Source organism: Flavobacterium ginsengisoli, assembly GCF_029625315.1.
GTDB lineage: Bacteria > Bacteroidota > Bacteroidia > Flavobacteriales > Flavobacteriaceae > Flavobacterium > Flavobacterium ginsengisoli.
In genome coordinates this window covers 2,837,017-2,858,960 of record NZ_CP121110.1, presented here as the reverse complement: position 1 = coordinate 2,858,960, position 21,944 = coordinate 2,837,017, and the positions used below count along the sequence as shown (strand labels likewise).

20 protein-coding genes, 5 pseudogenes and 1 riboswitch are annotated in these 21,944 nt (G+C 33.1%); of the genes and pseudogenes, 11 read left to right on the top strand and 14 right to left on the bottom strand.

Annotated features, from left to right (window positions below):
- The first annotated feature begins 68 nt into the window (after positions 1–68).
- The 5 genes and pseudogenes from P5P87_RS13315 to P5P87_RS13295 all read left to right on the top strand — a co-directional run bounded on the left by P5P87_RS13315 (position 69) and on the right by P5P87_RS13295 (position 6,426).
- Positions 69–798, top strand: a pseudogene (locus tag P5P87_RS13315) (phosphoglycerol geranylgeranyltransferase).
- A gap of 20 nt (positions 799–818) precedes the next feature.
- Positions 819–1,441 (top strand): annotated as a pseudogene (gene pnuC, locus P5P87_RS13310) (nicotinamide riboside transporter PnuC).
- Complete coding sequence (locus P5P87_RS13305) at positions 1,402–3,516, top strand: DUF4301 family protein (protein WP_278019602.1); 2,115 nt, start codon at positions 1,402–1,404, stop codon at positions 3,514–3,516. The pseudogene pnuC and the gene P5P87_RS13305 overlap by 40 nt, the downstream one beginning before the upstream one ends.
- Before the next feature lies 1 nt (position 3,517).
- Complete coding sequence (arfB, locus tag P5P87_RS13300; protein ID WP_198854546.1) at positions 3,518–3,922, top strand: alternative ribosome rescue aminoacyl-tRNA hydrolase ArfB; 405 nt, start codon at positions 3,518–3,520, stop codon at positions 3,920–3,922.
- A gap of 310 nt (positions 3,923–4,232) precedes the next feature.
- A pseudogene (locus P5P87_RS13295) lies at positions 4,233–6,426 on the top strand (TonB-dependent receptor).
- Between the two features lie 51 nt (positions 6,427–6,477).
- Here the strand turns inward: P5P87_RS13295 and P5P87_RS13290 are convergent.
- A complete protein-coding gene (locus P5P87_RS13290) occupies positions 6,478–6,894 on the bottom strand; it encodes a Rieske (2Fe-2S) protein (protein ID WP_278019601.1) in 417 nt (138 codons plus the stop codon).
- 157 nt (positions 6,895–7,051) lie between these two features.
- Here P5P87_RS13290 and greA point away from each other — a divergent pair, with 157 nt between their 5' ends.
- Complete coding sequence (gene greA / locus P5P87_RS13285; protein ID WP_111288069.1) at positions 7,052–7,528, top strand: transcription elongation factor GreA; 477 nt, start codon at positions 7,052–7,054, stop codon at positions 7,526–7,528.
- Between the two features lie 62 nt (positions 7,529–7,590).
- Positions 7,591–7,980 carry an HIT family protein gene (locus tag P5P87_RS13280; RefSeq protein WP_278019600.1) on the top strand — a complete coding sequence of 130 codons (390 nt, stop codon included), beginning with the start codon at positions 7,591–7,593 and terminating at the stop codon, positions 7,978–7,980.
- Positions 7,981–8,034: 54 nt separating this feature from the next.
- On the opposite strand, the gene P5P87_RS13275 is transcribed toward P5P87_RS13280, so the two are convergent.
- The gene (locus P5P87_RS13275) at positions 8,035–9,186 is read right to left on the bottom strand and encodes a sensor histidine kinase (RefSeq protein WP_198854542.1); all 1,152 of its coding nucleotides are present in this window, start codon (positions 9,184–9,186) and stop codon (positions 8,035–8,037) included.
- 160 nt (positions 9,187–9,346) lie between these two features.
- Here P5P87_RS13275 and P5P87_RS13270 point away from each other — a divergent pair, with 160 nt between their 5' ends.
- From P5P87_RS13270 to P5P87_RS13255, 4 genes are all read left to right on the top strand, one after another.
- On the top strand, positions 9,347–10,222 hold the full coding sequence (locus tag P5P87_RS13270) for a flavin reductase family protein (RefSeq protein WP_278019599.1): 876 nt from the start codon (positions 9,347–9,349) through the stop codon (positions 10,220–10,222).
- A gap of 32 nt (positions 10,223–10,254) precedes the next feature.
- On the top strand, positions 10,255–10,626 hold the full coding sequence (locus P5P87_RS13265) for a DUF3127 domain-containing protein (protein ID WP_095927972.1): 372 nt from the start codon (positions 10,255–10,257) through the stop codon (positions 10,624–10,626).
- Positions 10,627–10,747: 121 nt separating this feature from the next.
- Complete coding sequence (gene aat, locus P5P87_RS13260) at positions 10,748–11,386, top strand: leucyl/phenylalanyl-tRNA--protein transferase (RefSeq protein ID WP_278019598.1); 639 nt, start codon at positions 10,748–10,750, stop codon at positions 11,384–11,386.
- Positions 11,387–11,388: 2 nt separating this feature from the next.
- On the top strand, positions 11,389–12,183 hold the full coding sequence (locus P5P87_RS13255) for an MOSC domain-containing protein (protein WP_278019597.1): 795 nt from the start codon (positions 11,389–11,391) through the stop codon (positions 12,181–12,183).
- On the opposite strand, the gene P5P87_RS13250 is transcribed toward P5P87_RS13255, so the two are convergent.
- The 12 genes and pseudogenes from P5P87_RS13250 to P5P87_RS13195 all read right to left on the bottom strand — a co-directional run bounded on the left by P5P87_RS13250 (position 12,180) and on the right by P5P87_RS13195 (position 21,782).
- Entirely contained in the window at positions 12,180–12,890 is a 711-nt protein-coding gene (locus tag P5P87_RS13250) for a HesA/MoeB/ThiF family protein (RefSeq protein WP_278019596.1), read from the bottom strand. The genes P5P87_RS13255 and P5P87_RS13250 overlap by 4 nt on opposite strands.
- Positions 12,891–12,959: 69 nt before the next feature.
- Positions 12,960–14,111 (bottom strand): 2-iminoacetate synthase ThiH, encoded by a 1,152-nt coding sequence (gene thiH, locus P5P87_RS13245; protein ID WP_278019595.1) that lies wholly within the window; start codon positions 14,109–14,111, stop codon positions 12,960–12,962.
- Positions 14,112–14,150: 39 nt separating this feature from the next.
- Positions 14,151–14,528, bottom strand: coding sequence for a GxxExxY protein (locus P5P87_RS13240; RefSeq protein ID WP_278019594.1), 378 nt, complete (start codon positions 14,526–14,528; stop codon positions 14,151–14,153).
- Between the two features lie 150 nt (positions 14,529–14,678).
- Positions 14,679–15,455, bottom strand: a complete 777-nt coding sequence (locus tag P5P87_RS13235; RefSeq protein ID WP_278019593.1) for a thiazole synthase — start codon at positions 15,453–15,455, stop codon at positions 14,679–14,681.
- The gene (locus P5P87_RS13230) at positions 15,436–16,074 is read right to left on the bottom strand and encodes a thiamine phosphate synthase (protein ID WP_278019592.1); all 639 of its coding nucleotides are present in this window, start codon (positions 16,072–16,074) and stop codon (positions 15,436–15,438) included. The genes P5P87_RS13235 and P5P87_RS13230 overlap by 20 nt, the downstream gene beginning before the upstream one ends.
- Positions 16,067–16,807, bottom strand: a complete 741-nt coding sequence (locus P5P87_RS13225; protein WP_278019591.1) for a hydroxymethylpyrimidine/phosphomethylpyrimidine kinase — start codon at positions 16,805–16,807, stop codon at positions 16,067–16,069. Before P5P87_RS13225 ends, P5P87_RS13230 begins: the two co-directional genes overlap by 8 nt.
- Positions 16,765–17,376 carry a thiamine phosphate synthase gene (locus tag P5P87_RS13220; RefSeq protein WP_278019590.1) on the bottom strand — a complete coding sequence of 204 codons (612 nt, stop codon included), beginning with the start codon at positions 17,374–17,376 and terminating at the stop codon, positions 16,765–16,767. Before P5P87_RS13220 ends, P5P87_RS13225 begins: the two co-directional genes overlap by 43 nt.
- Before the next feature lie 31 nt (positions 17,377–17,407).
- A pseudogene (gene thiC, locus P5P87_RS13215) lies at positions 17,408–19,229 on the bottom strand (phosphomethylpyrimidine synthase ThiC).
- Positions 19,230–19,373: 144 nt separating this feature from the next.
- Positions 19,374–19,580, bottom strand: a complete 207-nt coding sequence (gene thiS, locus P5P87_RS13210; protein ID WP_111426250.1) for a sulfur carrier protein ThiS — start codon at positions 19,578–19,580, stop codon at positions 19,374–19,376.
- A gap of 66 nt (positions 19,581–19,646) precedes the next feature.
- A riboswitch (TPP riboswitch) is annotated at positions 19,647–19,744 on the bottom strand.
- An 86-nt stretch (positions 19,745–19,830) separates the two neighbouring features.
- Positions 19,831–20,391 (bottom strand): annotated as a pseudogene (locus tag P5P87_RS13205) (DNA-3-methyladenine glycosylase I).
- Between the two features lie 32 nt (positions 20,392–20,423).
- Entirely contained in the window at positions 20,424–20,996 is a 573-nt protein-coding gene (locus tag P5P87_RS13200) for a hypothetical protein (protein ID WP_278019589.1), read from the bottom strand.
- 123 nt (positions 20,997–21,119) lie between these two features.
- The gene (locus tag P5P87_RS13195) at positions 21,120–21,782 is read right to left on the bottom strand and encodes a queuosine precursor transporter (protein WP_278019588.1); all 663 of its coding nucleotides are present in this window, start codon (positions 21,780–21,782) and stop codon (positions 21,120–21,122) included.
- Positions 21,783–21,944 lie beyond the last annotated feature (162 nt).

The following is a 21,944-nucleotide window of genomic DNA, read 5'->3' as shown; positions in this document are numbered from 1 at the left end:
CGTACAACAAATATAATTCATTCAAAATAGTTCTTCTGCACTAAAAATCTTTTACTTTTACACCTTGTATGCAAGAACAAATTCTCACTATAAGACAACAGATTTTAGAAGCTAAAAGCAATGGCCAAAAATTACTGGCAGTGCTTTTGGATCCTGATAAAATTGTATTAGAAAATGTTAATTATTTAATTGAGAAAATAAATGGTTCGCCTGCAACTCATATTTTTGTTGGAGGAAGTATTGTTCAGAATAACATTTTAGAAGAATTGATTTCGGAGTTAAAGCAAAAAACGAATCTTCCTGTTGTTTTGTTTCCTGGAGACCCTTCTCAAATTTCAGTAAAGGCCGATGGTATTTTATTTCTGTCTTTATTGTCGGGTCGAAATCCCGATTATTTGATTGAATACCAGGTTCAAGTCTGCTCCAATTCTAAAAAAAACAAATCTAGAAGTCATTTCTACAGGTTATATTTTAATAGAAAGTGGTAACGAAACTGCTGTGGCTCGTGTAAGTAAAACAAAACCCTTAAGCAGAAAAAATCTTGAGTTGGTTTTGGCAACAGCGCAGGCAGGGGAAATGTTAGGAAACCAACTGATTTATTTAGAAGCCGGAAGCGGCGCAAAAGAGCCTGTTCCGACAGAAATGATTGAGATGATTTCTCAAAATATTGAAATTCCTGTTATTGTTGGTGGAGGAATTGTAGATTTGCAGGGAATTCAGAAAGCCTATAAGGCTGGTGCAGATTTGGTTGTTATTGGAACAGCTTTTGAAAACAACAGTCATTTTTTTGAACAATAAACGCCAAATACCACATTCTAATGATAGATTTTTTTTTAGACAGTTATAAAAACGCACCGCTATGGCATATTGCTTTAGAGTTTTTAGTATTTGTTTGCGGAATTTTAAGTGTTTGGTTTGCTAAAAAAGAAAACATTTGGGTGTATCCAACAGGATTAATTGCAACTGTTATATCAGTTTATCTGCTTTATATTGCAGGTTATATAGGAGACATGATTATTAATGCTTATTTCTCAATAATGAGCATTTACGGCTGGTATGTGTGGGCAAAAGGCGGAACAGCCGAAGACAATTTGCCAATTACCCGTACAAATTTTAATGAAAAAATAATCGGAATCTTACTGTTTATTGTAACTGTTTTTGTAGTTTTCGGGATTTATAAATATTTTGATTATGAAATTCATAAAGACAATTATGTTGATATGATTTCGTCTGGAATATTTTTTGCTGGAATGTGGTACATGGCCAGAAAAAAATAGAAAACTGGACACTTTGGATTATTGGTGATATTATTGTTGTGCCTCTTTATGCTTATCGCGGCTTAGGGATGTTGTCACTTCAGTATATAATTTTTACAATTTTGGCTATTTCAGCTTATTTAGAATGGAGAAAGATCTTAGACAGCAAAAAACAACCATCATAAAAATTGCTTTGTTTGGGCCTGAAAGTACAGGCAAAACAACCCTAGCAAAACAGCTTGCAGATTACTACGAAACAGAATGGGTTCCTGAATTTGCACGTGATTATTTGCAAGAAAAATGGGAAGAAAACCAGCATATTTGCGTAGCAGATGATATGATGCCAATTGCATATGGTCAGACTGCATTGGAAAATGAAAGATTAGCAAAAGCAAATAAATACTTGTTTTGTGATACCAATTTGATGGTAACCAAAGTGTTTTCTGAAATGTATTACGGTTTTTGTGATTCGCTTTTGAATGAAGCAGCACTAAAACACGAATACGATTTATTTTTCCTTACAGATATTGATGTTCCTTGGGAAAAAGACGACATTCGTGATACTCCTGAAGGTAGAGAAAGCGTATTTTCTGTTTTTAAACAGACTTTAATAGATACCAATAAACCTTTCATAATTTTATCTGGTGATAAAGAAACGAGATTAGCGAAAGCAATATCAATTATTGATAATTTGACTATTGCAAAAGAGCATGATTTCTTGCCAAGTGATTTTGTACAGATATACAATAGAGGAATTTCTTTTGAAGCTATTTTAAAACAATTAGAGTTTCTTGAAAACGGAATTGTAAAGAGCAATTTAGTGAGTCCTGCTAAAATTGGTAATGGAATTCTAAGTTTATCAGAAAAAGATTTTGAAGAAAAAGCTATTTTTTTTGATGACCAAAAAGAAAAATTAAAGATTAAAAAGTTTGTTCCGGCTTCTGGTGCGGCAACAAGAATGTTTAAGTTTTTGACGGCTTTTTTGAATGATTTTGATATTCAAAAAGAAACAATAAACGGTTATATCAATAGAAAAAAAGATAAAGAATTAGCCATTTTTATTATTGGAATGGATAAATTTCCTTTTTTCAAGACAGTAGATCAAAAATTAAGAGAAATATATCTTGATTTTGAAACTCTCGAGAGAGACTATAAGAATTATTATTTTATAAAATTATTATTATCTCCAGACTATTTTGATTTTGCTAATAAGCCAAAAGCAGTATTGCCTTTTCATTTATATGAAACTCATATTGCAAATCCAATTGAAGAGCATCTAAATGAGTGCATACATTATGCAACTTCAAACAAGGTATCCAATTTGCATTTTACAGTTTCAGAAATTCACCAAAACTTATTTTATAAGGGAGTTGATGAGGTTATAGAAAAAATTGAAGAGCCATCTGGTGTAAAAATCAATATCGGATACTCGTATCAAAATAAAAGCACTGATTCTATTACTATCGACGAAGGAAACAAATTGGTAAAAGATAAAAACGGTAGTTTAATTTTTAGACCAGGCGGGCATGGAGCTTTGATTGAAAATTTAAATGATCTTGATGCTGATGTGATTTTCATTAAAAATATCGACAACGTAATTCAGAACCATATTGATAAAATTACATTGTACAAAAAAGCATTGGCAGGCGTTTTAATCGAAGTGCGACAAAAGGTTTTTTCTTATTTACAATTAATTGACCAAAATAAGATTGAAGAAAATCATTTAGCAGATATTGTTCTATTTTTAAAAGAAGCGCTAAATGTTGAGATGAACAATGATTTCAATAAATTTACTTTCGAGAATAAAATAAGTAAGATTAAAGAACTTTTAGATAGACCAATTCGTGTTTGCGGAATGGTAAAAAATGAGGGAGAACCAGGAGGTGGCCCATTTTGGGTGATGAATGATAAAGGAGTGGCTTCTCTTCAAATTGTAGAAACATCTCAGGTAGATTTGACAAGTAAAAAACAGCAGTTAATTTTAACTGAATCAACACATTTTAATCCAGTAGATTTAGTTTGCGGTATTAAAAATTATAAAAACGAAAAGTTTGATTTATTGCAGTTTGTAGATCAAAAAGCTGGTTTTATTGTAGAGAAAAGTGTTGACGGGAAAACGGTAAAAAGTTATGAATTGCCTGGTTTATGGAACGGATCAATGGCCAACTGGCTAACTATTTTTGTGGCTGTTCCATTAATTACTTTTAATCCTGTAAAAACGGTAAACGATTTGTTAAAAGCGGCGCATCAGCCACAATAATATGGATAGAGAAAAAATCATTTCAGAATTAAACTTTAAAGCCGTTCGAAGCAGTGGAGCAGGAGGACAAAACGTAAATAAAGTTTCGTCTAAAGTAGTTTTGAGTTTTGATCTGAATGCTTCTCAAGCTTTATCTGATGAAGAAAAATTTCTTTTGCTAACTAATATTTCAGGGCGTTTAACTTCTGAAAAGACCCTGATTTTAAATTGCGATGAAGACAGAAGTCAGCTTAAAAATAAAGAAATTGTAACCAAACGATTTTTGGAAATTATCAAAAAGGGATTGTATGTTCCGAAAGTTAGAAAAGCTACAAAAGTTCCCAAAGCTGTAATTAAGAAAAGAATCAAGGATAAAAAGAATATTTCTGATCTAAAACAATCTAGAAGAAAACCGAATATAGAGTAAAATTTCAATTTATAAATTCCAAATTCCAACAACTAAGTTTAATGTCGGAATTTGGAATTTTAATTTCAATCTACTTGAATTTTTGGAATTTGAAATTTTCAATATTGGAATTTAACTTTTTAACATTACATTTGCACTGTCTCAAAGGGGTGCTCCAAATAACGAGCTGAGATCATACCCAAAGAACCTGAGCGAGTAATGTTGCTAAGGGAAAACGACACTATCGAGCGTGCACACTTTATTTTGTCGTGAAACACATTTATTAATTTAACAAAGAATAATTCCCCCTTTTATTCGTAATTCTTTACGAATGAAAACTGTTTTTTTAGGTGCTAAGGCACAGAGGTACAAAGGTTCACAGGCTCAAAATGTAGTCGGAGCCAAATTTGTTTTTTCTTCATTTTCTTTACTCTTTACTCTATTTTCTTTTGCACAACAACAGCAGAAAGATTCTACAAAAGTAAATTCTCTAGATGAGGTTTTGGTTTCTGCAGTTCGTGTTACCTCTAAGACTCCAGTGAGTTTTAGTAATATGGATAAAAAAGAAATTAAGTATAGAAATTTAGGTCAGGATATTCCTGTTCTGATGAATTATATGCCTTCAGTTGTAACGACTTCAGATGCTGGAAACGGTGTGGGTTACACAGGAATTCGCGTTCGTGGAAGTGATGCTACACGTGTAAACGTAACTATAAACGGAATTCCTTACAATGATGCAGAAAGCCAAGGAACATTTTGGGTTAATATGCCCGATTTTGCTTCTTCTGTAGAAAGTCTTCAGTTGCAACGCGGAGTTGGAACTTCTACAAATGGGGCAGGAGCATTTGGAGCAAGTTTAAATTTACTGACCGATAGTTATGCTAGAAAAGCGACAGGTGAAATCTCAAGTTCTGCAGGATCATTCAATACAATTAAAAATACTGTAAAGTTTAGTACAGGTTTATTAAATGATCATTTTGAGATTGCAGGACGTTTGTCTACAATAAAAACGCACGGATATATTGATCGCGGAAGCGCCGATTTAAAATCATATTTTTTGCAAGGAACTTACGTAGGCAAAACGACTTTGATAAAAGCTTTAGTCTTTGGTGGAACTGAAAAAACGTACCAATCTTGGAACGGAATCGATGCAGAGACTCTTAATACAAATCGTACTTTTAATTCTGCAGGAATGTACACAGACGATGCAGGAAATGTTCATTTTTATGATAACGAAACCGATAATTACAATCAGGATCATTATCAATTGCACTGGAGTGAATCTATTTCTGATAAATGGAGTACAAACCTAGCATTTCATTATACAAAAGGAAAAGGATATTACGAAAATTATAAAGAAGATGAACCTGTTGAAGGTTATGGACCAATTCAACCAACAAAAACAGTTGAAGATGATAACGGAAATTTAATTCCAGTAACCGATTTGATTCGTCAAAAATGGTTGGATAATGATTTCTACGGAACGACTTTTTCTGCTAAATATGTAACAGAAAAACTAAATGTTATTTTAGGCGGAGGTTGGAACAAATATGAAGGTGATCATTTTGGCAAAGTAATCTGGGCGCAATACTCAGATCAGTCAGCTTTAGGAGCTCATTACTACGATGATTATTCGTCAAAAACGGATGGTAATGTTTTCGCGAAAGCAAATTATCAATTCACAGAAAAATTAAGTTTCTACGGAGATTTGCAATACAGAAATGTGAAATATAAAGCAAATAGTAAAGAGACTGGTTTGGTAGACGATAATTTTAATTTCTTTAATCCGAAAGCTGGTTTGAATTATGCTTTCAATGAAAAAAACACTTTGTATTTCTCTTACGCACGAGCGAATCGTGAACCAAACAGAACAGATTACGAAGGTGGAAATGTAAAACCGGAAAAACTGAATGATTTTGAGTTAGGATGGAGATTCAATTCAGAGAAATTTCAATTGAATTCGAATCTGTATTATATGGGATATAGAGATCAATTGATTTTAACGGGAAGATTAGACGATGTTGGAAACCCAATTCGCGCTAATACAGAGAAAAGCTACCGTTTAGGATTTGAGTTTGATGCGACGATTGCACTTTCTGAGAAATTTACTTTAAGACCAAACTTTACTTTAAGCAAGCAACAAAAACGTAGATTTGGCTGTTGATGGAGAATTTTACGGAACTACAAAAATTGCCTATTCTCCAGAAGTAATTGCAGGAAACGTTATTGTGTATAAACCTATGGAGAGATTGTATCTTTCATTACTGCAAAAATATGTTGGAGAACAATACATGAACAATATTGAACTTCCGGCGGCAAAACTGGCAGATTATTTTGTAAACGATTTTAATGCATCATATGAAATAAAACCAAAAACAATTTTTCAATCGATAACCATTACAGCTTTGGTGAATAATATTTTCGATAAAAAATATGTTTCAAACGGAGCTATGTGGGATGTTTACCCATACTATTATCCGCAAGCAGGAACAAACTTCTTAATTGGTTTGAGTTTGAAATTCTAATTAAGTTAAGACACAAAAAAAGCCTGAAATTATTTTCAGGCTTTTTTGTTTTTAATTGTATACGTGAATTACGGTTCCAGAAGATTCGACACGATATTGTTTCATCGGATATTCTTTTCCGCCAAGTCCTGTATATAAGTTATATTGCGTTTTATCGCAGGAGCAAACAGCGTAAATTCCGTCAATTGTCATAGCTGTGCAAGAAGTTAAAGCTTGGTTTGGGCAGGCCGCATCAAAAGCAGTATAAGTTCCTTCGCCTGTTTTCATGACTATAATCCCTTTTGCGCCATAATTGGCTACATAAACAGGATTACTTGGATATAATAATTTGTTATACGTTGGTAAATTAGTGTCAAGATATGCGTTTATAGAATAATTAGGAATGTAAGGATTGTTGCTACTTCTGTTGTTGTCGCCGCAAGAGAATAAAATAGCAGTAAAAGCGATAAAAAACCAGATTTTTTTCATTATTTGAATAAGAATTAGTTAAAACAAAAATAATTTATTTAGATTTGAAATCTATATGATTAACATATAATTATGTACTATTAAAAATTATAGTATATTTGTGGTAAGAAAATCCCGTCGCGATGGGATTTTTTGTATTTATATAAACGATGAAGTTATGAGTAAAGTATCTTATTATACAGCAGAAGGATTAAAAAAATTAAAAGATGAATTGGAGCATTTAAAAAGTGTAATGCGTCCAAAAGCATCTCAAGATATTGCGGATGCAAGAGATAAAGGTGATTTGTCTGAAAATGCGGAATATGATGCCGCAAAAGAAGCACAAGGTTTGTTAGAAATGAGAATTTCTAAACTTGAAGAGGTATATGCAAATGCAAGATTAATTGACGAGTCTCAACTAGATGTTTCTAAAGTTTTGGTTTTATCGAATGTAAAAATTAAAAACCAAAGCAACGGAATGGAAATGAAATATACGCTTGTTGCTGAAAGCGAAGCAGATTTAAAAACAGGAAAAATCTCTGTAACTTCTCCTATCGGAAAAGGATTGCTGGGGAAATCTGTTGGAGAAGTAGCTGAAATTACAGTTCCAAATGGAGTTCTTAAATTTGAAATTCTAGAAATCTCAAGAGACTAAATTTAGTTTAACCGTTTAATCGTTAAATCGGTTAAACGATTAACCAAATAACCGAATAAACAATGAGTACAATATTCACTAAAATAGTAAACGGAGAAATTCCAGCTTACAAAATTGCAGAAGACGAAAACTACTTAGCTTTTTTAGATGTAAATCCGAATGCTAAAGGACATACGCTTTGTATTCCGAAACAAGAAATCGATAAGATTTTTGATATGGATGAAGAGCTGTATTTAGGTTTAATGAAATTTTCTAAAAAAGTCGTCGCAGCTTTAGAAAAAACAGTTCCATGCAAAAGAATCGGAATAGCGGTTGTAGGACTTGAAGTGCCTCATGCACACGTACATTTGATTCCGTTAAACCACATGGACGAAATGCGTTTTATTGATAAAGTTGCACTCTCAAAAGAAGAATTTGAAGCTTTAGCAAAGGATATTCAATCAAATTTATAAGGTTTCGACTTCGCTCAACCTGACAATAAAGTGAAGAAAGTGCAGTAAAATTTATTACTGCACTTTTTTATTTAATGAAATTTGAAAAGTAGTTCCTTTACCAATTTCAGAATGAAGAACTTTGATTTTACCGTTGTGATACTCCTCGACAATTCTTTTAGTTAAAGAAAGTCCAAGTCCCCAACCGCGTTTTTTAGTCGTAAAACCAGTTTCAAAAATGGTTTTAAATTGTTTTTTTGGAATTCCAGTTCCAGAATCTTTAATATTGATTTTTACCTGATGAGCATCTTGTTCAATTTGAAGATCAAGAGTTCCTTTTCCTTTCATAGCATCAATTGCATTTTTTACTAAATTTTCTATAGTCCAACTGTGTAATGTTGGATTTATCATTCCTAAAATAGGTTCATTTGGGGCCTGAAAAGAAAATGTAACTTGTTTAGAAAAACGAGATTGCAAATATTCATAAGCCGTTTTGGTTTCGTCGACAATATCGTGAAGTTCTAAAACTGGCACTGATCCAATTTTAGAAAAACGATCTGTAATAGTCTGAAGACGTTCTATATCTTTCTCAATTTCGATACTAATAGAAGGATCAATTTCTTCTGTTTTTAAAATTTCAACCCAGCCAATTAATGAAGAAAGCGGAGTGCCAATTTGGTGTGCCGTTTCTTTTGCCATTCCTGCCCAAAGCTTGTTTTGAGTTGCCATTTTGGTGCTTTTATAGAAATTATAAATTAATGCAATGCAAAGGAAAATAATAAGAAGCAACGCAATTGGATAATATTTGAGTTTGTTTAGCAACGCAGAATTGCCATAATATAAAGTCTGGTATTTTCCTGGAGCGTATTCAAAAGTTATTGGTTCATTTTCATTTTTAAGCTTATTTAAGAAAGCCGTTCTTTTTTTCTTGTCATTAAGTATTTCATCAGGAACGTTTACAGAACTCACTACATTGTCGTAAAGCATTATAATGCCCGGAATAGAAGTATTATTGCTAAAAATCTGAAGAGGCAATTCTACATCAGTGTTTTCATTAGCATTAACCAATGTGATTTGAGCATTTACAAAAAGGTTCATTTTTAAACGCTCCTCATTTTTAAAAATCTGGAAGAAAGTATAAGTATTCCAAAGAATTAGAGAAATGATTATAAAGCAAACCGAAATAATAATCCAGCGCGTAGTATTTGTTCTTTCAGAAAAAGACATATCAGTTATTTTGTGGTATAAATATAACGAAATATACACATTTTATATTTTGCCAATGCTGAAAGATTTTTCGTTTTTATCTGCAAAACTATTTCTTCTAATTAAACCATTTCAATACTTTTGTAGTCGCTAAAATGAGATTCTGTTTAAATTTTAAAGTATGATCAGCATTAACCCAAAAGAGATTCCAACAGCCAAATTGCAAGGCTATCTGCAGAGTTCAATCGGACCTAGACCTATTGCTTTTGCAAGCACAATTAGCGAAACTGGAGTTCCAAATTTATCTCCGTTTAGTTTCTTTAATGTGTTCAGTGCAAATCCTCCGATTTTGGTTTTTTCGCCCTCAAGACGTGTTCGAGATAATACAATTAAGCATACTTTAATTAATGCCGAAGCGACTAAAGAAGTAGTAATAAATGTTGTAAATTACGATATCGTACAGCAAACTTCTTTAGCAAGCACAGAATACGGAGATGGCGTAAATGAATTTATCAAAGCAGGATTAACGCAAATTCCATCAGATTTAGTAAAGCCATATCGCGTAAAAGAATCTCCAGTTCAGTTTGAATGCAAGATTACGCAGATTATTCCGTTAGGAACAGAAGGTGGAGCGGGAAATTTGATTTTATGCGAAGTTGTTAAAATTCATATTGACGAATCGATTTTAGATGAAAACGGAGCAATAGACCAGCATAAAATTGACTTGGTTTCAAGACTTGGAAATAATTGGTATTCAAGATCAAATCAAGGACTTTTTGAAGTTGCAAAACCCTTAACAACACTAGGAGTAGGAGTAGATGCAATACCAAATTTTGTAAAAGAAAGCGATGTTTTTGATGGGAATGATTTAGGAAAATTAGGGAATATAGAAGCCTTGCCTACAACAGAAGAAGTTACTATATTTGTGAAAGCAAATTTTGCAGTCAAAGGAGTTTTAAGCTCAGACGATCAGAAAAAAGTGCACTTAGAAGCCAAAAAATATCTGGATAATGGCGATGTAGAATCGGCATGGAAAGTGCTTTTAGCGAAGAAATAAAAGAAATAGAAACAATAATTAAATAGACGAAGATGGAAGTTACAGGAAAAGTAAAAGTGGTTAACCCAGAGCAGCAAGTTAGTGCCTCATTCAAAAAAAGAGAGTTAGTTGTTACTACTGAGGAGCAGTATCCACAACATATTTTAATCGAATTTACACAAGATAAATGCGATTTGTTGAGTAGCTATAAACAAGGAGATGCAGTAAAAGTTTCTATCAATTTAAGAGGAAGAGAATGGGTTAACCCACAAGGAGAAACTAGATATTTCAATAGTATTCAAGGTTGGAGAATCGAAAGATTAGCTCCAGAAGGACCAGCGCAAGGAGCTCCAATGCCAGCTGCCGAAACTTTTGCACCAGCAACAAGTATAAACGAAGACGAACCAGACGATTTACCGTTCTAAGAGTTTAGAAATTACAATATTTTAAATTCCAAATTCCAATTCATTCACGTGAGTTTGGGATTTGGAATTTTGTTTTTGAATTAATACTTCTAAGTAGAATTTTATCATTGAAATTTAAATAATGTATTTCGTATTTGATAATTTATATTTTCCGCCCGTTTCAGAAGCCGATGAAGAAGGTATTCTGGCTGTTGGTGGTGATTTAAGTCCTGAGCGCTTAAAACTGGCATACAACAGAGGAATTTTTCCTTGGTTTAATGAAGGTGAACCTATTCTTTGGTGGGCGCCAGATCCTCGTATGGTTTTGTTTTTAGACGAATTAGTTATTTCTAAAAGCATGCGGAATATTTTAAACAGAAAACAATTTACAGTTACCTTTAATACCAACTTTAAAGAAGTAATTTCGAATTGCCAAAAAATACAACGTATTGGTCAGGACGGAACTTGGATTTCAGATGATATAGTAGAATCGTATTGCGAACTTAATCGTCAAGGAATTGCAAAATCGGTTGAGGTTTGGCAAGACGATGTTTTAGTTGGAGGTTTGTATGGCGTCGATTTGGGACATGTTTTTTGCGGAGAAAGTATGTTTTCTAAAGTATCAAATGCTTCAAAAGTGGCTTTTATATCCCTAGTAAAACATTTAGAAGAAGAAAATTATAAATTGCTTGATTGTCAGGTTTATAACCCGCATTTGGATAGTTTGGGTTGTCGCGAAATTGATCGAGAGGAATTTATGGCTATTTTAAAAAGTGAATAAAAATGAGTGCAGTCTATAGTGTAAAAGAAATTTATATTTATCCAATAAAAAGCTTGGCAGGCATTAGTCTAAAAAGTGCCAATGCTGAAGAAATGGGTTTTGAAAATGATCGAAGATGGATGCTGATTAATACAGAAAATGTTCACGTTACGCAAAGAGAATACCCAATAATGAGTCAGTTTTATCCTGAGATTTTGGGAGATAAAATTCAAATTACTTTTGAAGGAGAAACGCATGATTTTTCTATTAATGAACATTTAGAAAATGCAATAGAATCTCAAGTTTGGGACGATAAAAGTGAGGTTTTCGAAGTAAATAAAAACTCTTCAAAATGGTTTAGCGACAAACTAGGATTTGAATGCAAATTGGTGAAAATCAATAATATTGGAGATCGTAAACATGAAAGTTCCAGAACAAACGAAACCTATAATGTGAGTTTGGCTGATGGTTATCCTTATTTGCTAATTGGAACTGAAAGTCTTGATTTTTTAAATGAAAAATTAGAAGAAAAAATCACCATTAAAAGATTTCGTCCAAACATTGTTGTAAGTACGAAAAATGCTCATGAAGAAGATGATTTTAAGGATTTTAAAATTGGAGAAGTTCAGTTTAAAAACATAAAACCTTGCGGAAGATGTATTATGGTAAACAACGATCCGCAGAAAGGAATTGTAAAAAAAGAACCTCTAAAAACCTTGAGCAAATACAGAAATGTAGATAATTCAGTTTTATTCGGAACTAATCTTGTGAGTCTGAATTCAGGGATTATCAGTGTAGGCGATGAGGTCATTTTTTAAAAATTTAGCTTTGTAAAATTCCAATCGAGAGTATTAAAAAGTATCAATTCGTTATTTAAAGTTGGTAATTCTAGAATCAATTTCAATGTTTCGTGTGCCATCATATTGCCTATAAGTCCAGGCAATGTTCCTAAAACACCGTTTAAATTACAATTTGGAACATCTTTTGGATCTGGCATTTCTGGAAACAAATCGCGAAGATTTTTACTCCCGTTATGGTTGAAAACAGCAATTTGTCCTTCAAATTTTAAAATACTTCCATATACCAAAGGCTTTTTCAATTCGATGCAAGTATCATTGACTAAATAACGAGTTGAAAAATTATCAGACCCATCTACAACAATATCATATTGTTCAATTATTTTTGATGCATTTTCTGCTGTAATTTTTTCGTTAATTGCCACAGCTTCAATCAACGGATTTAATTTAGAAACAACTTCTTTTGCAATAATTGCTTTTTGTTGGCCAATCTCATTTTCAGTATATAAAATCTGTCTATGAAGATTATGAATTTCAATAGTATCAAAATCCATAATTCCGATAAAACCAACTCCGGCAGTTGCAATATATTGTAAAATGGGACAACCTAATCCACCTGCTCCAATTACTAAAACTCGTGCTTTTTTTAGTTTTTCCTGACCTTCGTCACCAATTTCAGGAAGAATAGTTTGTCTGTTATAACGAAGGAATTCTTGAATAATACTCATTTTTTAAGTCTTAAAGTTTTTAAAGTCGAAAGTCAAAAGTCGAAAGTCAAAAGTCAAAAAAGTATTTATCTAAGTAAAAGACTTTATGACTTTCGGCTTTCCAACTTTATGACTAAATGATTTGTCCCAATCTTTCCAAACTGGTTCATAGCCTGCATTTTTTATGATTTTTGAAATTTCTTCGGCAGAACGTTCATCGCTAATTTCGAATTGTTCCAAAGATTGCGGATCAACTACATAGCCACCAGGATTTGTTTTAGAACCTGCGCTCATACTTGTAACTCCAATTGGAATAATGTTATTTCTAAATTTCTCATTTTCTCTCGTCGAAATCGAAATTTCCAAATCTTCATTCCATAATCTGTAGGCACAAATTAATTGTGTCAAATCTTTATCGTCCATAATGAAATTCGGTTCGATAATACCTTCAGCAGGTCGAAGACGCGGAAAAGAAACGGAATATTTAGTTTGCCAATATTTCTTCTGCAGATAATCTAAATGCAAAGCATTGAAAAAACTATCAGTTCGCCAATCTTCTAGACCTAATAAAACGCCCAAACCAATTTTATGAATTCCTGCAGTTCCAATTCGGTCGGGAGTTTCCAATCGATATTCGAAGTTAGATTTCTTGCCTTTGGTATGATATTTTTTGTAAACTTCCTGATGATATGTTTCTTGGTAAACCAAAACCGAATATACTCCAACATCATGTAAACGCTCATAATCTTCTGTAGAAAGCGGTTGTACTTCAACAGAAATAATCGAAAAATCTTCTTTAATTAAGTTGATTGCATTGAGAAAATAATTGATGTTTACTGTATAATTCGCTTCGCCGGTAACCAATAAAACATGATCGAAACCAGCGTTTTTTAAAGCTTCGACTTCAAGTTTTATTTCAGCATCAGAAAGTGTTTTTCTTTTGATTTTATTGTCTAAACTAAATCCACAATAGGTGCAAATGTTTTGGCATTCGTTACTCAAATAAAGTGGCGCATACATTTGAATCGTTTTTCCAAAGCGCTTTTTTGTGATTTCATGGCATTTTTGTGCCATTTGTTCTAAATAGTTTTGAGCAATAGGAGAAATTAAAATCAAAAAATCATCGAGATTGTATTTAGTTTTAGCCAAAGTTCTTTCGACATCTTTTGATGTGGTTTTATATATTCTGGATTGGATTTCATCCCAATTATATTGCTCGAAAATAGATTTGAATGTTTTCATTTTTTATTTGTTTCCCGCAGATTTTGCAGATCATGCAGATTAAATTTTATTTGCAACACGATGAATATTTTCAAGAATATTGGAGCAGTTGAAATTGACTAATAATCCAAGTTTTTTGCTAGTCAATTTTAAATATGTATTTAATTGTTTAAAATGAATAGGTTTTATTTCGTCTACTGTTTTTAATTCTATAATTACTTTATCTTCTACTAAAATATCTAATCTAAAAGTTATATCTAGATAAACATCATCATATTTTACAGGTAAATCAATTTGCTTGATTACTTGCAATCCGTCTTTCTTCAATTGATAATAAAGAGCGTTTTCATATACAGATTCTAATAGCCCAGGACCAAGAGTGTTATATACTTTGAAAATTGCTCCTCTAATTTTATATGAAATTTCATTTTCTGACATATTTTTTTATTTGATTTCTCAATCAAAAACAATGAAATTTCTTACTTTTTAACAAAATTGTTCTTTAGCAGGTTCTATGGATTTATTTGACTTAAGATTTGTGAAACAATAATCTGCTAAATCTGCAGAATCTGCGGGAGAAAAATCAATTTATTCATAAAGAAAAGAAGTCAACGGACTAGAAGCCGAAGCATAACTCTGCTGATTGGCAACTTTAGCTTCAAAGGCTTTTCTACCTGCAATTACGGCTTCTTTAAAAGCTTCAGCCATTAATTTTGGATTTCCCGCAACGGCAATGGCGGTATTCACCAAAACAGCATCTGCACCAATTTCCATTGCTTTTGCAGCATCAGAAGGCGCTCCAATTCCTGCATCTACAATAACGGGAACAGTACTTTGCTCGATAATAATTTCTAAGAAATCGATCGTTTTTAAACCTTTATTGCTTCCAATAGGTGAGCCTAAAGGCATGACAGCCGATGTCCCTACGCTTTCTAAATGTTTACACAAAACAGGATCGGCGTGAATGTACGGAAGTACAATAAAACCGAGTTTAGCCAATTCTTCTGTCGCTTTTAAAGTCTCAATCGGGTCGGGCATTAAATATTTTGGATCAGGATGAATTTCCAGTTTTACCCAATTAGTTTCTAAAGCTTCGCGAGCCAATTGTGCGGCAAAAACAGCTTCTTTGGCATTTCTTGCTCCTGAAGTGTTGGGTAATAAATTAATATTTGGATGTTTTAAATGTGATAAAATGGCATCTGTATCAGTTTCTAGATCAATGCGTTTTAAAGCAACCGTAACCAATTCGCTTTCCGAAGCTAAAATTGCCTGCTCCATTTCTTCATTCGAACCAAATTTTCCCGTTCCAAGAAACAAGCGAGATTTAAAGGCTTTATCTCCTATATTAAACAATGATGTTTGCATATAATTTTTCGTTTAGTTGTTGAATCAATTTTTCTTTTTCATCACTTTCGGTAATGATTCCAGAAATGGCAATTCCATGAATCCCAGTCTCCATTAACGGATTCACATCTCTTAATGTAATACCTCCGATAGCATAAACCGGAATTTCGAGTTTATCTTTTTTCAATTTTTGAAGAATATCAAAATAGCCCGATAATCCTAAAATCGGACTCAGTTTTTCTTTTGTATTCGTAAATCTAAAAGGGCCTAATCCAATATAATCACAACCATTTTTAACGTGATTTTCAATGTCTTCAAAAGTGTTTGCAGTACCTCCAATTACTTTTGCAGTGCCTAAAAAAGCCCTTGCTTCGTCGATTTTGGTATCGGTTAAGCCTAGATGAATACCGTCTGCGTCAATTTCTTTAGTAAGATGTAAATCGTCGTTTACAATAAAATTGGCTGTGTACTTTTCGCATAAAGGTTTTACCGCTTCCGCTAAAGTGAAAGCATCTTTTTGTGTTTGGTTTTTAAAACGCATTTGCACCCAATTACATCCAGCGTCGAGTGCTTGATGAATATTATACAATTGTTTTTCGATAGTTTCGCCTTGCGAGATATATTGAAGTTTGCTATACATAATGATATCCGATTAAAGTTGATGTTGAACTCAAGTAATTTTCGATATAGATTTTAGCGCTTTCACAGGCTTCTTTTAATGTCTGATTTAAAGCTAAATTCGAAGTAATTGCAGAAGAAAGTACACAGCCAGAACCATGTTTTTCAAAGCATTTTTTTTCTGACGGAAGCAATTCTAATGCTTCCTTTTTTAGAAATAAAAAATCTGTTCCTAAGGCTTTTTTGTTATGTCCGCCTTTCAATAAAATGTTTGTTGAAAATCTATTTTCATTAGAAGGGAAATCTGGAAATAGAATCTCAGCTTCATGATAATTAGGCGTAATCAAATCGATTTTTGACAATATTTTATTTAAATCTAAACGATCTTCAATATTCATAAACTCAAATTTTGTGGTTGATTTTAAAACGGGATCCCAAACGATTTTTGTTGAAGAAGAAAGCATTTTTATAGTCGAAACAATTCGGTTTAAATCAGGTAAAGAAGACACAATTCCAATTTTCACAACGCTGATTTTATAATTTAAAAACAGCGTTTCGATAGAACGAATAACAAAACTCAAATCAGTCCACTGAATTTCATAAAATTGATTTTCAGTCTGAATTGTATTGGCTGTAGAAATCGCAAAACCAGTCACTTTATGTTGCTCAAATGTTTTGATATCGGCCAAAATTCCAGCTCCTCCAGAAGGATCTAAACCTGCGATTGTGAGTACGAACGGGCGATTTGTTGACATAATTTAAATTGTTTTAATGGATTTTTGTTATTCCAAATGCTTCCTAAAAGAGCAACATCATCAAAGCCGTTTTCAAGTGTTTTCTGAATGTTTTCGGCATCAATTCCGCCTAAAGCAATGACTTTTGTTTTACTGTTTGTTTTTGATTTTAAAGCTTCAAATAGATCGATTTTTGGATGGTAATTTTCTTTAGATATACTTTTAAAAACAGGACTTAAGAATGCGTAATCAAAATCATTTTCTAACGAATTAAAATCTTCGACCGAATGTGTCGATGTTGATTTAGACCTACAAGGTTTTGAAAACCTTGCAGAATCATTAAGATTGCTTTTTCTCTCTTTTTCAGAAAAATGGAGTTTTTCAATACCAAAATCTTCTGCTAAATGATGATGATTGTGCAAAACCAGTTTATTTCTATATTCCGTTTTTATTTGGAGAATAGACTTCACCATTTCTAACTCAGAAAAATCAGGTTTCCGAATATGAAACAAAGACAATCCTTCTTCAAATAAAGATTGAACTATCTTCGTTTCATTTGCAACAACAAAAGGACTAGAAATTACAATCATATCTTTCTTCTTGATTCTATTATCTTTTCACTTAAATATAAATCTCTTTCCCCTGTTCAATAAACTCTTCTGATTTCTCCTGCATTCCTTTTTCCGCAGCAGCGACATCTCTAATTTCTTGAGATATTTTCATAGAGCAGAATTTTGGCCCGCACATTGAACAAAAATGCGCCACTTTTGCGCCATCCGCAGGAAGTGTTTCGTCGTGGAATTCTCTCGCAGTATCTGGATCTAAGGCCAAATTAAATTGGTCTTCCCAACGAAATTCAAAACGGGCTTTGCTTAATGCGTTATCGCGATATTGTGCTCCGGGATGACCTTTTGCCAAATCGGCAGCATGAGCAGAAATTTTATAAGTGATTACGCCATCTTTTACGTCTTTTTTATTTGGTAAGCCCAAATGCTCTTTTGGTGTTACATAACACAACATTGCACAGCCATACCAGCCAATCATAGCTGCCCCAATTGCCGAAGTAATATGATCGTAACCTGGCGCAATATCAGTAGTTAAAGGCCCTAAAGTGTAAAATGGCGCTTCATGACAATGTTCCAATTGTTTGTCCATGTTTTCTTTAATCATGTGCATTGGTACGTGCCCTGGGCCTTCAATAAAAACTTGAACATCATGTTTCCAAGCAATTTTTGTCAATTCGCCTAAAGTTTCTAATTCGGCAAATTGTGCAAGCATCGTTCGCATCGGCAATGGAACCTGGACGTAAACCATCTCCAAGAGAAAAAGCAACATCATATTGTTTCATGATTTCGCAGATTTCTTCAAAATGGGTATACAAGAAATTTTCTTTATGATGAAATAAACACCATTTTGCCATTATTGATCCACCTCGCGAAACGATTCCTGTAACACGATTTGCTGTTAAATGAATGTAACGAAGCAAAACTCCAGCATGAATCGTGAAATAGGAAACACCTTGTTCTGCTTGTTCAATTAAAGTATCGCGGAAAATTTCCCAGGTTAAATCTTCTGCAATTCCTTTTACTTTTTCTAATGCCTGATAAATCGGAACAGTTCCGATTGGAACGGGAGAATTTCTAATAATCCATTCTCTGGTTTCATGAATGTTTTTTCCTGTGGATAAATCCATAATCGTGTCAGCTCCCCAACGACAAGCCCAAACTGCTTTTTCAACTTCCTCTTCAATGCTCGAAGTTACAGCACTGTTTCCAATATTGGCATTGATTTTTACCAAGAAATTACGACCAACAATCATAGGTTCGCTTTCTGGATGATTGATGTTGTTTGGAATAATAGCTCTTCCGCAAGCCACCTCAGAGCGAACGAATTCTGCAGTGATTTTGTTTTTTGGAGTGTTTGCACCAAAGCTATTTCCGCCATGCTGACATTGCATTGCTTTGGTTTGTTCATTTAAAAGTTCTATTCGCTGATTTTCACGAATCGCGATATATTCCATTTCTGGAGTGATAATACCTTGTTTAGCGTAATACAATTGTGTTACGTTTGCACCTTTTTTAGCTCGTTTTGGCTGATGTAAATATTCAAAACGAAGATGATTTAAACTTTCATCTTTCAATCGGCTTAAGCCATAATCTGAGGTTATTTCTTCTAGAATTTCAACATCATTTCGTTCTAGAATCCAACTTTCGCGTAAGCGTGGCAATCCTTTTCTAATATCAATTTCGATATTCGGATCTGTGTAAGCACCCGAAGTGTCGTAAACCGTTACTGGTGGGTTTTTCTCAATTCCGCCATTTGAAAGTTTGGTGTCGCTCAAAGTAATTTCACGCATTGCTACTTTTATAGGGTGAATTTCACCGTCGATATATACTTTTTTAGAATTCGGAAATGGGGTTCTGGATATTTGTTCTTCTTTCATTTTTGTTGATTTTGTTTCAGGTTTCAGGTTTAAAGTTGATTCTGATTGTGTTTATTTCGTAATGTTATTTGTAGAGACGCACTGCAGTGCGTCTATGTCCAGTATATAATTGGAATTTGTTTTTCTGAATTGGAATTTCAAAAATTAACCTCCTTGAGTTGCAGAAATAATTAAAATTTCGTCGGTTTCTTGTACGAAGAATTCGTTCCATTTGAGTTTTGGAACAACAGTATTGTTGACAGCAACAGCGATTCCGTTTTGTTTATGCGGAATTTCGAGATCGAGCAATGATTGAACGCTTAGCGATTCAGCATTGAATTTTTTAGTTTGTTGATTGATTTTTAGTTCCATTCCTTTTTGAGTTTAGTGTATAGATACACCTTAGGAATGGCTACAAGAACGCATAAAAATGCGCGCAGAAGTCATCTTACTTTTCCCTACGCTAGTATGAACTAGATCAGGTTCAGAGGGTAAAATCTCAGCCTACAATTTTGTAGACACCCCTAAAGTGTGAAGCAAATGTAATAAAATTTTGTTTGAAAGTTTCAAGTTTCAGATTTCAAGTTCAAAAAAAACTGAAAACTGCGACTGCGACTGAAAATTATTTTTTTCTCGTAAAGCAATCTTCCACATGATCATTGACCATTCCGGTGGCTTGCATGTGAGCATAAATAACGGTTGAACCCACAAATTTAAAGCCTCTTTTTTTAAATCTTTGCTAATTTCATCTGAAAGTGGAGTAGTCGCGGGAGCATCTTTTGAATTTTTCAAATTGTTGACGATCGGTTTTCCGTTAGTATATTTCCAAATATAATCAGAGAAAGTTCCAAATTCTTCCTGGACTTTCATAAATGCTTGAGCGTTAGAAACGGCAGACTTTAATTTTTAATTTGTTCCGAATAATTCCAGTATTCTGCATTAACTCTTCGATTTTATCTTCAGAATAATTGGCCATTTTTTTATAATCGAAATAATCAAATGCAGCTCTAAAATTTTCTCTTTTGTTTAAAATTGTAATCCAGCTCAAACCAGCTTGGAAAGTTTCTAAAATTAAAAATTCGAATAAAGTCGGGTCGTCATAAACGGGAACGCCCCATTCTTCGTCATGATATTTTTTATATAAATCGCTGGCAGAACACCAGCTGCATCTTATTGGTTCCATTTGATTTGATATTGTGCAATTTTATAAAATTATTATCTGCCAATTTGCCAACTATATCCTTTTACACTCGGAATGTAAGCAGAACGTCCAACAATTACCAAATTAGTATAAATTTTTCTATTATATTTAATGCCAATTGCATTTCCAGAAGTATACATTTTATTGGCTTTAAAAACCACTTTCATTTTGCCATCTTCAAGTTCGGCATCAGAAACTCTTTCAACAAGCCAAGTAGATTGCCATTTTACCGCCAATTCATTTTCAGCTGTTTTGGTTACACTTTTTACTAGTTTGACAGCTTCTTCAGGAATTTCAAAATGCTCTGTTAGCTGTTTTTGAGTTATAGTCTGGCCCATTTTGCATTTCGCTAAGATTTTGCGAACATTAACAAAATTTAATAATTCCTCATTGGCTTCTTTTTTTATAGAAACTGGTTGATTCGCAATATTATTTTCCGTTTGAGAACTTACCGCTTTAATTTCTATCGGATTTTTGATTGCAAAAGGATTTTTTTGGACAATAGTTTTTTTTGAGTCAAATTCTTTTGGTGCAGTAATACTTTTTGGAGCAACTTTAGGACTCACTTTCGTGCCAACTGGTGTCAATTTATTGACAGCTTGAATGACTTTTTTAGGTTGTTTTTTTCGCCATTGCCACAGCTTAAAAATAGATAGGTAACAGAGAATAAAATAAGTAGATAATTTTTTTTCATGACCTAAATGTTTTTTTTATTTTTTATGTGCAGGGTCTCCATCTAGATATTTTTTAATTAGATGGTGGCCTAGATAAATTGCAGGCGTTAATAAAATAGCTATTGCAAGTTTAAAAGTATAACCTATTAATCCTGAAGATATAAAGGTGTCAAAATCGATCTTTCCAGGAAGCCAAAAAGCAATTCCTAATACAATAAACGAATCAAATAATTGCGAAATTACGGTAGAGCCTGTTGCTCGGAGCCATATTTTCTTTTCGCCAGTTCTATTTTTGAAAAACCAAAATATCCAAACGTCAATGAGCTGAGAAGCCATAAAAGCAATTAAACTTCCAACAATAATCCACATACTCTGTCCGAATACTGCCTGAAACTGATCATCATTTACGGGACTGATTCCTTTTGCAACTGGAATAGTGATTGCCATAAAAAGTATCAAGAAGGCGTAAGCAATTAGGCAAGCAGTTATGAACGAAAGTTTTTTTACGCCTTTTTCTCCAAAATAATCATTAATCAAATCGGTAGTTAGAAATACAACTGGCCAAGGCAAGATTCCGATACTCATAACAAAGGGGCCAATTTGAATTAGCTTTCCTCCAATTAACTCAGCCACAACGGCATTGGTTATAAATATTCCTGCTAAAATTACAAAAACAATTTCTCTTCTGGTCTTAAACATTTGATTTTTGATATTGATATTTCAAAAATAAACTATTTCTTTTAAATCTTTGAAACCTATTTTTATAATCCTTTAAAATATGAAGTTTGCTTCCGATTGACTAATTTTGAGATACTGTTGCATTTTTTATGAGTTAGATTTTGCACAGAATTAATTAATGTA